Source organism: Micromonospora sp. NPDC049049 (genome assembly GCF_040649115.1).
GTDB lineage: Bacteria > Actinomycetota > Actinomycetes > Mycobacteriales > Micromonosporaceae > Micromonospora.
Genome location: NZ_JBEZEX010000009.1, coordinates 54,805 through 67,845, shown reverse-complemented (window position 1 = coordinate 67,845; position 13,041 = coordinate 54,805). Strand labels below are relative to the sequence as shown.

At 74.7% G+C, this 13,041-nt stretch carries 14 protein-coding genes; 6 read left to right on the top strand and 8 right to left on the bottom strand.

All coding sequences use genetic code 11. The annotated features are described in order from the left end of the window. The first annotated feature begins 171 nt into the window (after nucleotides 1–171). Entirely contained in the window at nucleotides 172–561 is a 390-nt protein-coding gene (locus AB0B68_RS11990) for an Rv2175c family DNA-binding protein (RefSeq protein WP_357205680.1), read from the top strand. 138 nt (nucleotides 562–699) lie between these two features. Here AB0B68_RS11990 and AB0B68_RS11985 read toward each other — a convergent pair whose 3' ends face one another. Continuing rightward, entirely contained in the window at nucleotides 700–1,782 is a 1,083-nt protein-coding gene (locus tag AB0B68_RS11985; protein ID WP_357205677.1) for a polyprenyl synthetase family protein, read from the bottom strand. A gap of 9 nt (nucleotides 1,783–1,791) precedes the next feature. After that, nucleotides 1,792–2,190: a helix-turn-helix domain-containing protein gene (locus AB0B68_RS11980; RefSeq protein ID WP_357205674.1), complete on the bottom strand. Its 399-nt coding sequence runs from the start codon at nucleotides 2,188–2,190 to the stop codon at nucleotides 1,792–1,794. A 371-nt stretch (nucleotides 2,191–2,561) separates the two neighbouring features. Between AB0B68_RS11980 and metF the strand changes: the two genes are divergently transcribed. Continuing rightward, on the top strand, nucleotides 2,562–3,479 hold the full coding sequence (gene metF / locus AB0B68_RS11975; RefSeq protein ID WP_091407621.1) for a methylenetetrahydrofolate reductase [NAD(P)H]: 918 nt from the start codon (nucleotides 2,562–2,564) through the stop codon (nucleotides 3,477–3,479). Between the two features lie 44 nt (nucleotides 3,480–3,523). Continuing rightward, nucleotides 3,524–4,213, top strand: coding sequence for a CDP-alcohol phosphatidyltransferase family protein (locus AB0B68_RS11970; RefSeq protein ID WP_112582773.1), 690 nt, complete (start codon nucleotides 3,524–3,526; stop codon nucleotides 4,211–4,213). A gap of 31 nt (nucleotides 4,214–4,244) precedes the next feature. Here AB0B68_RS11970 and crtI read toward each other — a convergent pair whose 3' ends face one another. The 6 genes from crtI to AB0B68_RS11940 are packed head-to-tail and all read right to left on the bottom strand — an operon-like array spanning nucleotide 4,245 to nucleotide 9,547. After that, complete coding sequence (gene crtI, locus AB0B68_RS11965) at nucleotides 4,245–5,732, bottom strand: phytoene desaturase family protein (RefSeq protein ID WP_357205670.1); 1,488 nt, start codon at nucleotides 5,730–5,732, stop codon at nucleotides 4,245–4,247. A gap of 12 nt (nucleotides 5,733–5,744) precedes the next feature. Further along, entirely contained in the window at nucleotides 5,745–6,872 is a 1,128-nt protein-coding gene (locus tag AB0B68_RS11960; RefSeq protein WP_357205667.1) for a glycosyltransferase family 2 protein, read from the bottom strand. After that, nucleotides 6,869–7,747 (bottom strand): carotenoid biosynthesis protein, encoded by an 879-nt coding sequence (locus AB0B68_RS11955; protein ID WP_357259641.1) that lies wholly within the window; start codon nucleotides 7,745–7,747, stop codon nucleotides 6,869–6,871. Before AB0B68_RS11955 ends, AB0B68_RS11960 begins: the two co-directional genes overlap by 4 nt. Next, nucleotides 7,744–8,295 carry a GNAT family N-acetyltransferase gene (locus AB0B68_RS11950; RefSeq protein ID WP_355007690.1) on the bottom strand — a complete coding sequence of 184 codons (552 nt, stop codon included), beginning with the start codon at nucleotides 8,293–8,295 and terminating at the stop codon, nucleotides 7,744–7,746. The genes AB0B68_RS11955 and AB0B68_RS11950 overlap by 4 nt, the downstream gene beginning before the upstream one ends. Beyond that, nucleotides 8,292–9,062, bottom strand: coding sequence for a monooxygenase (locus AB0B68_RS11945; RefSeq protein WP_357205659.1), 771 nt, complete (start codon nucleotides 9,060–9,062; stop codon nucleotides 8,292–8,294). The genes AB0B68_RS11950 and AB0B68_RS11945 overlap by 4 nt, the downstream gene beginning before the upstream one ends. Beyond that, nucleotides 9,059–9,547, bottom strand: coding sequence for a YbaK/EbsC family protein (locus AB0B68_RS11940; protein ID WP_355007689.1), 489 nt, complete (start codon nucleotides 9,545–9,547; stop codon nucleotides 9,059–9,061). Before AB0B68_RS11940 ends, AB0B68_RS11945 begins: the two co-directional genes overlap by 4 nt. A 446-nt stretch (nucleotides 9,548–9,993) precedes the next feature. Here AB0B68_RS11940 and AB0B68_RS11935 point away from each other — a divergent pair, with 446 nt between their 5' ends. From AB0B68_RS11935 to AB0B68_RS11925, 3 genes are all read left to right on the top strand, one after another. Continuing rightward, on the top strand, nucleotides 9,994–10,443 hold the full coding sequence (locus AB0B68_RS11935; RefSeq protein ID WP_007463070.1) for an SAV_6107 family HEPN domain-containing protein: 450 nt from the start codon (nucleotides 9,994–9,996) through the stop codon (nucleotides 10,441–10,443). 102 nt (nucleotides 10,444–10,545) lie between these two features. Continuing rightward, nucleotides 10,546–11,271, top strand: coding sequence for a hypothetical protein (locus tag AB0B68_RS11930; protein WP_355007688.1), 726 nt, complete (start codon nucleotides 10,546–10,548; stop codon nucleotides 11,269–11,271). After that, on the top strand, nucleotides 11,268–12,830 hold the full coding sequence (locus tag AB0B68_RS11925) for a DNA polymerase Y family protein (protein WP_357206960.1): 1,563 nt from the start codon (nucleotides 11,268–11,270) through the stop codon (nucleotides 12,828–12,830). Before AB0B68_RS11930 ends, AB0B68_RS11925 begins: the two co-directional genes overlap by 4 nt. Nucleotides 12,831–13,041 lie beyond the last annotated feature (211 nt).

The following is a 13,041-nucleotide window of genomic DNA, read 5'->3' as shown; positions in this document are numbered from 1 at the left end:
GTCCAGAGGGTGAAGGATGAACAGGATGCTACAGCCGTACGCCGAACCGGTCCGTCCCGCCGCGTTCCCCGCCCCTTGTTCGCTGGTCAGCGGCGATCAGGAAAGAGGACGCGGAGGGGCCGCCCGGGGTGCCGGTGGCTCGTCGCGGCGGCGGCGTGGCAGGGTGGTCGGGTGACCGAACCCGTACCCGACCAGGCCGCGCCCGGCCTGGAGCTCGCCGGCCCCACCGACCCGGCCGACTGGTTGACCCTGCCCGACGTCGCCGAACGCCTCGACGTGTCGATCAGCAAGGTGCACCAGATGATCCGTGACCGGGAGCTGTTGGCGGTCCGCCGCGACGGCGTCCGCCGGATCCCAGCGGACCTGGTTGCCAACCAGACCGTGCTCAAGCACCTGCCCGGCGTGCTCAATCTGCTCTCCGACAACGGCTACGACGACGAGGCCGTCCTGCGCTGGCTCTACGAGCCGGACGACACCCTCCCCGGTGCCACCCCGGCCGCCGCCCTCTCCGGCGACCAGGCCCGCGAGGTGAAGCGCCGAGCCCAAGCCCAAGGCTTCTAGCCCCCACCCTCGCACCCGCCCCACCGCGCTTCCGCGCTTCGCGCCTTCCGGCGTTGATCATGAGGTTGGCGGCGCGACACGCCGAGGCGAAGGTCGCCAACCTCATGATCAACCCGGTGGGGCGGCGGGCGGGTGGGATTAGTCGGCTCGGCGGGTTGCGGCTATGGCCAGGTCGACCAGGGCTTGGCGGGCCTCGGTGTCGAGGTCGACGGCGGTCAGGGCGGCCAGGGCGGCGTCGGTGAGTGTGGCGATCCGCTGTTCGGTACGGGCCAGCGCCCCGCTCCCCGAGATCACCTCGCGGAGCCGGGCCACCCCGTGCTCGTCCAGCTCCGGGTCGCCGAGGTGGCCGAGCAGCAGCTCGCGGCCCGCGTCGTCGGTGGCCTCCACGGCCGCCGCCACCAGGTAGGTGCGCTTGCCCTCGCGCAGATCGTCCCCGGCCGGCTTGCCGGTCAACGTCGGGTCGCCGAAGACCCCCAGCACGTCGTCGCGGAGCTGGAACGCCTCGCCCAGCGGCAGCCCGTACGCCGAGTAGGCCGTCCGCACGTCCTCCGGCGCGTCGGCCAGCGCGGCGCCGAGCAGCATCGGACGCTCGACGGTGTACTTCGCGGACTTGTACCGGGCGACCTTGCTGGCCCGCTCCACCGAGGTGTCCCCGGTGACCTGCGTCAGCACGTCGAGGTACTGCCCGACGGTGACCTCGGTGCGCATCTCGTCGAAGACCGGCCGGGCCCGGGCCAACGACCACAGGTCCAGGCCGGCGGAGTGCAGCAGTTCGTCGGACCAGACCAGACACAGGTCACCGAGCAGGATGGCCGCGGCGTCGCCGAAACCGTCCGGGTCACCGCCCCAGCCGGCCTCCCGGTGCCGGGTGGCGAACCGTCGGTGTACCGCGGGCTCGCCGCGTCGGGTGTCGGAACGGTCCATCAGGTCGTCGTGGATCAGGGCGCTGGCCTGGACGAACTCCAGCGCGGCCAGGGCGGTCAGCACCTGGTCGCCGTCCAGCCCGCCGGCCCCCCGGAACCCCCAGTAGGCGAATGCGGGACGCAGTCGCTTGCCGCCGCCGAGCACGAACGCCTCGATCGCCTCGGCCACCGGACCCAACGCGTCGTCCACGGCGGCGAGCCGGACCCGTTGGCCGGCCAGGAACTCGGTGAGAGCCTTGTCGACCCGCTGCCGCAGGCCGGCGCGGTCGACGGGGGACACGGGAGCAGCGTGGGTCACGCCCCGACGCTAGCCGGTCGTCCGTGCTCGTGCTCCACCGCCACGCGTAGTCCCGCCGGTGCGGCCGGTGCGGCCGGGACCCGTCCGCCCAGCCGGACGCGCGCCGGCCGCCGCGGTGCGGCCCGGCCCGGTGGCCCGCGTCGAGCCGGCCCGACGGGTGGCCGCGGCGGCCTCCGCGAGCACCACCAGCGGCACGTCCAGGACGACGGCGAGCCAGCCGAGCCAGAACCCGCCCGGCACGCGCCGCTGTCGTTCCCACCGGGAAACCTCGTGCCGACTCAACGTCGGCACCCCGGCGGCGGCACACAACTCGGCGGCGGCTCGCTGCTGGCTCCAGCCACGGGCCAGTCGGCACCGGGCCAGCAGCGGCCCGAGCTGCGCGGGACGCGGCGATGCGGGCGGGATCATGAGTCCTCCTGGCGGGCGTCGGTGCGGCGACGACCCACCCGTCCGAGCGGACGGACCGGCGTCACCGCTCGGTTGCTGACCCCCGCGCGAGACCTGGCCACCCCCGCCGCCCCTCCCGCACCGTCCCTTTCTACCTCGGAGGTACGACGCCTTCCGCCGTCAGGTCGGGGGCGCGCGGTGCGCACCCTCCGCCGGCTCACGGCGGACTCGGCGACACCGCTCACCGGCTCCCGGCGGGCCGGACGACGCAGCTCCCCGGGCCGGGCGACGCCGCCCAACGGGCCGGACGACGCCGCCCTCGGGGCCGGGTGGCACCGCCGCTGGGTGGGAAGGGCCTGGGTCCTGGTGCCATCGACCGCTAGAGTCGGGTCGTGGCGCTCGGTCTTCCCTCGACACTCCCCAATCCGCAGCCGGCGATCGGGGAGCTCATCCGTGAGCGCCAACCGACCTTCTCGTTCGAGTTCTTCCCGCCCAAGACCGAGGCGGGGGAGCAGCTGCTCTGGCAGGCCATCCGCGAGCTGGAGTCCCTGCGCCCGTCGTTCGTGTCGATCACGTACGGCGCCGGCGGCTCGACCCGGGACACCACAGTGGCGGTGACCGAGCGGATCGCCACCGAAACGACACTGCTGCCGATGGCCCACCTGACCGCGGTCAACCACTCCGTCGCCGAGCTGCGGCACGTGGTTGGCCGGCTCGCCGGGGTGGGGGTGCGCAACGTGCTGGCCGTTCGTGGTGACCCCCCGGGCAACCCGGGCGGTGAGTGGATCCGCCACCCCGAGGGCGTGGACTACGCCGAGGACCTGGTCCGGCTGGTGCGCGACGCCGGCGACTTCAGCGTCGGCGTGGCGGCCTTCCCGTACAAGCACCCCCGTTCGCCCGACGTGGCCAGCGACACCGCCCAGTTCGTCCGCAAGTGTCGGGCCGGCGCGGAGTTCGCGGTCACCCAGATGTTCTTCGACGCCGACGACTACCTGCGGCTACGTGACCGGGTGGCCGCTGCTGGCTGTGACACCCCGATCCTGGCCGGTGTGATGCCGGTGACCCAGTTCAGCACCATCGAGCGGTCCGTGCAGCTGTCCGGTGCGCCGTTCCCGCCGGCGTTGGCGGCCCGCTTCGAACGCGTCGCCGACGACCCGGACGCCGTCCGTCGGCTCGGCATCGAGCAGGCCAGCGAGATGTGCCGCCGACTGCTGGACGAGGGCGTGCCGGGGATCCACTTCATCACCCTCAACCGGTCCACCGCGACCCGCGAGGTCTGGCAGAACCTGAAGGCCGGCGCCCGCGTGTGAACGCTGCGCTTGCGACACCTGTTGCCCGGCACGACGGTTGATCCGTGGTGGGCACACAGCTGAACTGGGATCAGTACGCCACGGCGTGGGCGCGGTTGCACGGCGGGTTCGACCCTCGGGTCGCCGCGCCGGTGGTGCGCGCCTGGCTGCGATTCGCGTACCACGTCGGATACGTGCTGGGTCGACTGCGGGTCAGCCCCACCGCGGTCACCGTGGCCGGGGTGCTGCTCTGCTTCTGCGTACCGTTGCTGGTGGGCCGGCCGGGGGACGGGCCGTTCCTCGGCGCGCTGTTCGTGCTGCTCGCCGCCGTGGCGGACAGCGTGGACGGTGCGGTGGCGGTCGCCACCGGCCGCACCACCCGGCTCGGCTACGTCTACGACTCGGTCGCCGACCGGCTCGGTGAGGTGGCGTGGTTGCTGGCCTTCTGGCTGGTGGGCGCGCCAGGTGGGTTGGTGGTCGCGGGCGGCGCGCTGTCCTGGTTGCACGAGTACGTCCGGGCGCGGGCGGTCGCCGCCGGCATGCGGGAGATCGGCGCGGTGACGGTGGGCGAACGCCCCACCCGGGTCTCGGTGGCGCTGGCCGGCTTGCTGGTCGCCGGGCTGGCCGGGCTGATCGAGCCGGACCTGGCCGCTGGCACCATCACCATGGCGACCGCGGTCTGGGTGCTGCTGGCCGGTTTCGGCCTGGGGCAACTGCTCTCCAGCATCCGTCGCGCCCTGCTCGACGCCGACTGAGCGGCCGGGCCAGCCCGGCTCGACGCCGGGTCTACCAGGCGGGGCCGATCTCGTCGGCGACGATCTGCGCGGAGAGGGTCACCATCGGCAACCCACCGCCCGGGTGGGTGGATCCGCCCACCAGCCACAGTCCGTCAACCGGGCCCCGGTTCGCCGGGCGCAGCAGCCCACCGGCGGTGCCGTAGATCGAGCCACCCGGTGCGCCGGTCGCCACGTCCAGGTCGGCCGGGGTGCGGATCTCGCGGAACAGCAGCCGGTCGCGCACGTCCACGCCGCGCCGCGCCAGCACGTCCAGGATCCGGTCGGCGTACGCGTCGGCCAGCCCCGGGCGTCGCCAGTCGACAGCGCCCGCCGCGGTGCCCTGTCGGGCGGCGTTGACCAGCACGAACCACGCCTCGTGTCCGGCTGGGCGGACCATCGGGTCGTCGGCGACTGTGACGAACACCGCCGGGTCGGCCGCCGGCCGGGCCCGTACACCGCGCCCGGGGTCACCGAAGACCGCGTCGAACTCGGCGTCGTAGTCGTCCGGGAAGAAGACGTTGTGGTGGGCCAGCCCGGTGCTGCCGGAGACGCCGAGCAGCAGCACGAAGCCGGCGAGGCTGCGGTCGGTCAGCGTGGCCAGCCGACGCGGGTGCGGCAGCAGGTCACGGTAGACGGTGAGCGCGTCCACGTTGGCCACCACCACGTCGGCGGGTACCGGGGTGGTGACGCCGGCGAGGCGTACCCCGTGCACCCGGCCGCCGGTGGCGTCGATCCGGGTGACAGTGGCGTCGGTCTGCACGACCACGCCGAGGTCCAGGCAGCGGGTCAGCAGCGCGTCGGCGAGCGTGCCCAGACCACCGCGCAGGTACCAGCCGCCGAAGGTCAGCTCGGCGTAGGGGACCGCGACCAGCGCCGCCGGTGCCCGACGTGGGTCGGCGCCGGTGTAGGTGGCGTACCGGTCCAGCATCATCCGCAGCCGCGGATCGGACAGGTGCCGGCGGCCGAGGCCGCGCAGACTGCGGCCCGGGGCGATGGCGGCCAGGTCGCCGACGCGCCAGGCCAGCGACGCGAGGTCGCGGGGAGAGTCGACGGTACGGCGCAGGATGTCCCGTGAGGAGGCGTTCCACACCCGCGCAGCCCGGCGCCACAGCCGCTGCCAGTCGGCCGCCGCCCGGTCACCGAACGCGGCCCCGATCCGGGCGGTGAACTCCTCCGGGTCGGCGCACGAGTCCAGGGTCGGGCCACCATCGGGAAAGACGTGCCGGACGATCGTGTCCAGCGGAACCAGGTCCAGGTATTCGTCGAGCTTCGCCCCGGTCGCCTCGAACAGGTCGTGGAAGACCTCGGGCAGGGTGAGCAGGCTCGGCCCGGTGTCGAAGTGGAACGACCCGGCCGGGGTGTCGTGCGTGTAGCGGCCGAGCTTGCCGCCGACCGTGTCGGCCCGCTCGAAGACCGTCACCTGGTGCCCGGTGGCGGCCAGCCGGGCGGCGGTGGCGAGGCCACCCACCCCGGCGCCCACGACCACGATCCGCGCCATGCCGCGTCCTCCCTAGCTGACCGGGCGGCCCCGCCAGGTCAGGCGGCGTCGCTTTCGCAGATGGTACGACCGCAGGGTCAGCCAACCGAGGACCACGACCGACACGGGGTGTGCGAGCGCGTCGGGCCACCACCGGCCACCTGTCGCGCGGGCGGTGAGCACCCGTCCGGCCACCCCGAGCACGTACGCGGCCAGACCCACGGTGGCCACCATCGGTGCGCCGGCCGCCGCACCCGTCAACGCGATCAGTGGTGGGGCGGTGTAGAGCAGCAGCAGCGCCGCCACCACGGCTGCCGCCGCGCCCGGGTGCCCGAACGACGCCCAGAGCGACTTCGAGTACCCGTCGCGCAGTTGCGGCCAGTCGTCGTACATCCGGCAGGTGGCCAGCCGGGAGCCGTCGGCCAGGGCGATCCGCCCACCGGCCCGCTTGACCGCCCGGGCCAGCTCGACGTCCTCCAGGATCTTGTCGGCGACCGCGGCGTGCCCGCCGGCGGCGTTGTAGCCGCGCCGGTCCACCACCAGGAACTGCCCGCCCGCCGCGGCCAGCGACGGCCGCGACGAGCGCTCCATCGCGCGTAGCGGCAGGAAGGTCAGCCAGAGCCACTGCAGCAGCGGCTGCACCAACCGGTCGCCGGCCGTCGCCACCACGATCCGGGGGTACGGCGACAGCAGCGTCGCCCGGGCGGCGCGCAACTCGGTGACGGCAGCGGCCACGGCGTGCGGGGCGAGCACCACGTCGGCGTCGACGAAGGCCAGCGCGGTGGCGTCCGGGTCGGCCCGGGTGGCCAACTGCCAACAGGCGTGCGGCTTGCCCAGCCAGCCCGGTGGTGGGGCGACCCCGGTGAGCAGCGTGACCCGGGGGTCGTCGCCGACCACCGCGCGGACCACGTCGGCGGTGCCGTCGGTGGACCCGTCGTCGAGGACCACGACGCGCAGCCCGGGTACGCCGCGCTGGGCCAGCAGGGCACGCAGGCAGGGCGTGACCCGGGTGGCCTCGTCGCGCAGCGGCAGCAGCACGGTGACCGGCTCGTCGACGTCGTCGGGCCGGTCGGTGGGTCGGCGCAGCCACCGGGTGGCGTTGAGCCAGGTGTGCCCGGTCAACGCGGCGACGGCGATGAGCAGGGCGAGCAGGACGGTCATCGGGTCGCGTCGACGCCGGGGCGGTGTGGCTGGTGGGCCTCCCGACCGGGGTCACCGCCCCGGCGGGCACGCAGGAGGGTCACCGCCAGGGGTACGGCGGTCACCGCCATGCCGGCCGCGCCCCAGAGCGCCGAGGCGGGCAGGTCGAGGAAGACGGCGTGGGCCAGGATGCTGGAGAAGTACGTCCACAGGTAGAGCGCGAGCATCGGGTGGTCCCGCCGATCGGTGTGTTCGGCGGCCGGCCCGGCCAGCGGGCGCAGCGCGCTCATCATCAGCACCGCGAAGAGCAGCCAGCCCAGGTAGTTGCTGACCGGGATGCCGGCCAGGCCGGGCAGGGCCGGGGTGGCGTCGCGCCAGACCCAGTAGCCCTCGGCCACCATCTGCGGGTCGAGGAAGAGGTCCCAGGCGGCCAGCCCCACGGTGGCCAGCGCGATCCGCCCCACCCATCGACCCACCGTCGGCCCGCTGCCGTCGGCTGTCGGCCCGCTGCCGTCGGCAGTCACGGTCCTGCCGCCGGTCAGTCGGACCGCTGCCAGCCAGGCCGGCCAGGCCATCCAGGTCCAGGCCAGCGGAATGATCAGCGGCACGCCGGCCAGCTTGGGACCCAGCTCTCCGGAGTAGTCGTAGCTGCCGAACGGCACGCCGGTGGCCACCCCGATCGCCTCGATCGTGAACCCGCCGCCGGTGGCCACCGCGACCAGCGCCGCCGCCACCCGTGGGCCCCGGCTGAGCAGCGCGTGGCCGACCGAGAGCAGCCAACCGAGGACGACGGTAGCCACTGTGAGCCCGGCCCGGGTGGCGCCGGTGGTGAGCGGGTAGCAGATCTGGGCGAGGACCAGAACGGCGAGCAGCGTCCAGGAGATCCGCCGGGTCATGACGCCGGTGGCTCGAGCGGCAGATCCCGACCGAGTACGCCGAACGGTCGCTCGTCGCCGGGGAAGTGGAAGTCGCGCAGCACGTCGACGAAGCCGAACCGTCGGTACAACCGCCAGGCCCGCGAGGTCTGCTCGTCGGCCTCCGGGGTGGACAGCAGCACGGTGTCGCCCTCCGCCATGCCGAGCAGCGCGCGCAGCTGACCGGTGCCCAGGCCGTGCCCCTGCGCCGGCGGCCGGACGTGCAGCTCGACCACCTCGAAGCAGTGGGTGAGCCAGCGCGTGCGGGTCGGGGCGTTCAGCGCGCGGTGCACCTGGTCGTGCCACCACTGACCGGAGGCGCCCAGGTAGCCGTAGCCGAAGCCGGCGAGGTGACCCTCACTGGTCAGGCTGGCGACCGCCCGGAAACCCGGTCGGCGGACGTGGGTGGCGATGTAACCGCGCCGGGCCTCCAGCAGGTCGGTGCGGTATCCCATCGCCTCGCCGTAGACGGCCACCACGTCGTCCAGCCGCCGGACGAGATCGTCCGGCGTCCAGCGCACCAACCTCATGCCCGTCCACCCTTCACCGTTTCCGGGCCGCCGTCGACGACCCATCCGAGCACCGACCGGTCGCCGACCACGTCGCGCACCTCGAACCGGGCGAACAGTTCCTCGGCGTACCAGCCCGCGGTGGGGGTTCGCATGATCGCCGCCCGGTGCTCCGGGTGACGGTACGCGAACGCCACCAGGTCCGTCGGGTCGCGCCACACGCTCACCGTGCCCTGCCAACCCAACGGGGCCTCTCCGACCCCGAACCGGGCCAGCAGCCCGGGCGCGTCGCGCAGAGCGGCGGCCACCGGCGGGATCGCCCGCCAGAAGGTGGCCGCCCGGCGGGCCCGCAGCCGGGCCCGGGTCAGTGCCAGCACCGGGCCGGTGACCCGGCCGCCCGACGGGTCGCCGAACGGCCGCTGGCCGGACCACTCGCCCCGGCTGGTCAACGGGCGTAGGTCGATTCGTGCCTGGGCGTGGGCGATGCGCGCCCAGGCCCGCCCGACCGGAGAGTCGTCGAAGCCGGCCGCCGCGGCGGGGGAGTCCCAGACGGTCAGCGCCGCCCACCGGGTCAGGTCGGCGTCCCGGGGCCCGAAGTCGGTGCCGGTTCCGGTGCCCAGCAGCTTGCCGAAACGAACGCCGGGGAGGGCCCGCAACCGGCGGGGGTCCACCGCCATCCGGGTCAGCGCCCGGGGCAGCGCGCCAGGGGAGGTCCGCCACACGTGCAGCGTGACCAGCTCCGGAGCCGCGCTGACGTCGCCGCTGTGCCTGCTGGTTCGCTCGCTCACGCCACCTCGGCGGGGGTGCCGGCGGTGACCCGCAACAGCTCGGGGTAGGTGGTCGGGAAGACCGCCTGGGGTACGCCACCCGCGGCCCAGATCTCCGGGTACGCCGCCAGCGCCGTGTCCACCAGAGTGCGCAGCGGGTGCGGGTGCCCGAGTGGGGCGACCCCGCCGATCGGCTGCCCGGTGTGGGCCCGGACGAACTCCGGGGTGGCCCGACGCAGTCGGGTGACGCCGATCGATGCCGCCAGGCCGGCGGTGTCGACCCGGTGTGCGCCGGAGGTGAGGACGAGCAACGGCGTGTCGTCCGCGTCGAAGATCAGTGAGTTGGCGATCTGGCCGACCTCGACGTCGAGCGCCTCGGCGGCCGCCGCGGCGGTGTGCACCGCGTCGGGCAGCAGACGGACCACGCTGGGCTCACCGGCGCCGTCGAGGGTGCCGGCGGCGGTGAGCGCGTCCTGCACCGCCCGTACGTTCGGGTGTGGCTGCATCCCGCCATTCTTCCCGGTCCGTTGGTGGCCGGTTCAGTCGGCCGGCACGCTCGGCGCGTCACACGTTGCATTTTCGTCGGAGGGGAGGTGTACTGTCAGCAGCAGTTAGAACGAGTGTTCGATTGCCTCGAACGCCCGTTCCAACCAGCCGGAGCGCGGCGTTTCGCGGCGCCACCTCCGGGCGGTGCGGCTCCGCGGGCCGCACCTGGGTTTCCGGGCAGTCGCGAGCCTGGTCCCCATTAGGCAGGAGCGTCGCTCGCCGCCCACGACCCCCGGGCGGCGGGCGACGCACCCGCCGGTCCGCCGGCCGGGTGTGGTGTGGGGAAGCATCCACACCCGGCCGGCCACACCCGGTGCGTCTTCCTCCGCACCACCCCGACCTCGGCGTCTCGTCGGTGGCATCAGCCGCCGCAGTGACGTCTCGGCCACGTGGAGGAGAGACACCCATGCCGACCAACCCGGCTCAGGCACCGACGGTGCCGGCGCACGTGCTGCCGCACCGCACCCCCGCCCAACTCCTCACGTTGGCCCGCCGTGGGCTGGTCGAGGCCGGCCAGACCCGACCTGACGGTCTGCGCTACGCGGCTGCCCACCTGGCCGCCCTGCGCGCGGCGGCAGCTCTGCTCGCCGCCCGGGCCCGCCCCGCGCCGAGTCGACGCAACCGGATCACCAGTGTCTGGGTCCTCCTCTGCGCCGTCGCTCCGGAGCTCGACGAGTGGTCCCGGTTCTTCGCCGCGGGGGCCAGCAAGCGCGCCGCCGCCGAGGCCGGCATCCCCCGGGTGGTCAGCGCCCGGGAAGCCGACGATCTGCTCCGCGCTGCCGAACAGTTCGTCACGGTGGTGGAAACCGCGCTCGGCGTGGCCCACCAACCGGCCCTGGACGGCCTCGCCGCCTGATCCCGCCGTGCCACCGGCCGCCCCGCGAGGGGAGCCGGGCGGCCGGTGGCACGGCGTGCCGGTCCTGATCTGATCCACAGCAACGACGGGGGAGTTGGTCCAATGGCGGGCCGCATGGTGGCTGGTTCCGCCGCGCTGGCCGATCTGGTGCGCCCGGCGAGCGCGCCCGACCCGGTCGGTGGCCACCGGGTGCTGCCGGTGGTGCCCGAGCTGACCGGTCTGCTGCCCAACCGGGGCCTGCGCCGGGGCAGCACCATCGCGGTCGCCGCCGGCCAGCCCCGCCGCAGCGGTGGCACCTCGCTGATGCTGGCCCTGCTCGCCGAGGCGTCCCGGGCCGGCTCGTGGTGCGCCGTGGTCGGGGTGCCGACGTTCGGCGCGGGCGCGGCGGCTGAGCTGGGCATCGCCCTGGACCGGCTGGCCCTGGTGCCGAATCCCGGCCCCGAGTGGGCCACCGTGGTCGCCGCGCTGATCGACGGGGTGGACGTCGTGGTCACCACCGTGCCGGCCTCGGTCTCCGCCTCGGTCGCCACCCGGTTGGCCGCCCGGGCCCGGCAGCGCGGCAGCGTGCTCGTCCCGTACGGCCGGTGGGACGGCGCGGACGTGACGCTGCAGGTGGTCCGGGGAGTCTGGGAGGGTCTCGGGCTGGGCCGGGGGCGGTTGCGCCGCCGGGAGATCACCGTCTCGGCGCGCGGGCGCGGGGCGGCTGCCCGGCCCAAGGAGATCAAGGTCTGGCTCCCGGGTGACGAGTTGACCCGGGTGATCCCTCGTACGCTGCCGTCGCCCGTGGGCCGATCGGCCGCGCCACTCGCGCTGGTCGGTCAGGGGTGACCGGCGCGCCGGCACGCACGCTGCTGCTGTGGTGCCCGGACTGGCCGGTGCTCGCCGCCGAGATCGTCGACGGGGTGCCGGCGACCGGCCCGGTCGCCGTGCTGCACGCCAACCGGGTGGTCGCCTGCTCCGAGCGGGCCCGTGCCGAAGGGGTGCGTAGAGGGCTGCGCAAGCGGGAGGCACAGGGGCGCTGTCCGCAGCTCACCGTCGTGGAGTACGACCCCGGCCGGGACGCCCGGGCGTTCGAACCGGTGGTCGCCGCAGTGGAGGAGTTGGTCGCCGGCGTCGAGGTGGTCCGTCCGGGCGCCTGCGCGGTGGTCGCCCGGGGGCCGGGCCGTTACCTCGGCGGCGAGGAGGCGGCCGCTGAGCGGATCATCGAGCATGTGGCGCAGTCGTGCCTGGTGGAGAGCCAGGTCGGCATCGCCGACGGGGTGTTCGCGGCCGGGTTGGCCGCTCGCGCCGGCCGGGTGGTGGCACCGGGTGGGACACCGGAGTTCCTGGCCGGGTTGCCGGTCGAGGCGCTCGGGCGGTCGGCGCTCGCCGACCTGCTGCGCCGGCTGGGAGTACGCACGCTCGGTGACTTCGCCGCCCTGCCGGCCGGCGACGTGCTGGCCCGGTTCGGGTTCGACGGTGCGCTGGCTCACCGGCTGGCCGCCGGGCGGGACCACCGCCCACTCGCCGTCCGGCAGCCGCCGGCCGACCTGACGGTGACCGCGGTGCACGACGACCCGATCGACCGGGTCGACGCGGCGGCGTTCGTGGCCCGGGCGCTGGCCGAGCAACTGCACGAACGGCTGGCCGGACACGGCCTGGCCTGCACCCGGCTCGGCATCGAGGCGGTCACTGAGCACGGGCAGGAGCTGCACCGGGTGTGGCGGCACGATGGTCTGCTCACCGCCGCGGCCATCGCCGACCGGGTGCGTTGGCAGCTCGACGGGTGGCTCTCCGGCAGCAACGGCCGGGCCGGTGCCCGACCGGCCCGGCCGACGGCCGGCATCATCCGGCTGCGACTGATCCCGGACGGGGTGATCGCCCAGGCCGGTCTGCAGGCCGGCCTCTGGGGGGAGACCGGCGAGGAGCGGGAACGCGCGCACCGGGCGTTGAGTCGGGTGCAGGGCATCCTCGGCCCGGAGGCGGTGGTCACCGCGGTGCTCGGTGGTGGGCGCGCGCCGGCCGACCAGGTGCGACTGGTGCCGTGGGGCGACGAACGCGTCCCGGCCCGGCCCGAAGCTCCGCCGTGGCCGGGCCGGCTGCCGCCGCCCGCGCCCGCCGTGGTGCTGCCCAGTCCGCTCGCCGCGACCGTGCACGACGCCGCTGGCGAGCCGGTGGTGATCAGCGCGCGGTTGGCGGTGAGCGCCGCGCCCGCCCGACTGGTGGTCGGCACCGGCCAGCCGGCGGAGATCGTGGGTTGGGCCGGCCCGTGGCCGGTGGACGAGCGGTGGTGGGCGCCGGCCGAGGCCCGCCGCCGGGCCCGGTTCCAGGTCAGCCTGGCCGACGGTGCTGCCCTGCTGCTGGCCGTCGAGGCCGGGCAGTGGTTGGTGGAGGCGATCTATGACTAAGTCAGGTCGATCCCTGCCCGGCGTCGGCTGGCTCCGTGCTGGCCGGGGAGCAGATGTCCTGATGAGCGTGATGACTCACAGACATCAAGATGCCTGTGAGTCATCACGCTCATCGCACCTCTCGCCGCCGTCGGGGCGACCGCCGTCGTGTTCGTCGTCGACCCGGTCGCCCAGCATCCCTCGGCCGAGCAGTACCGGGCCGAGCAGTACC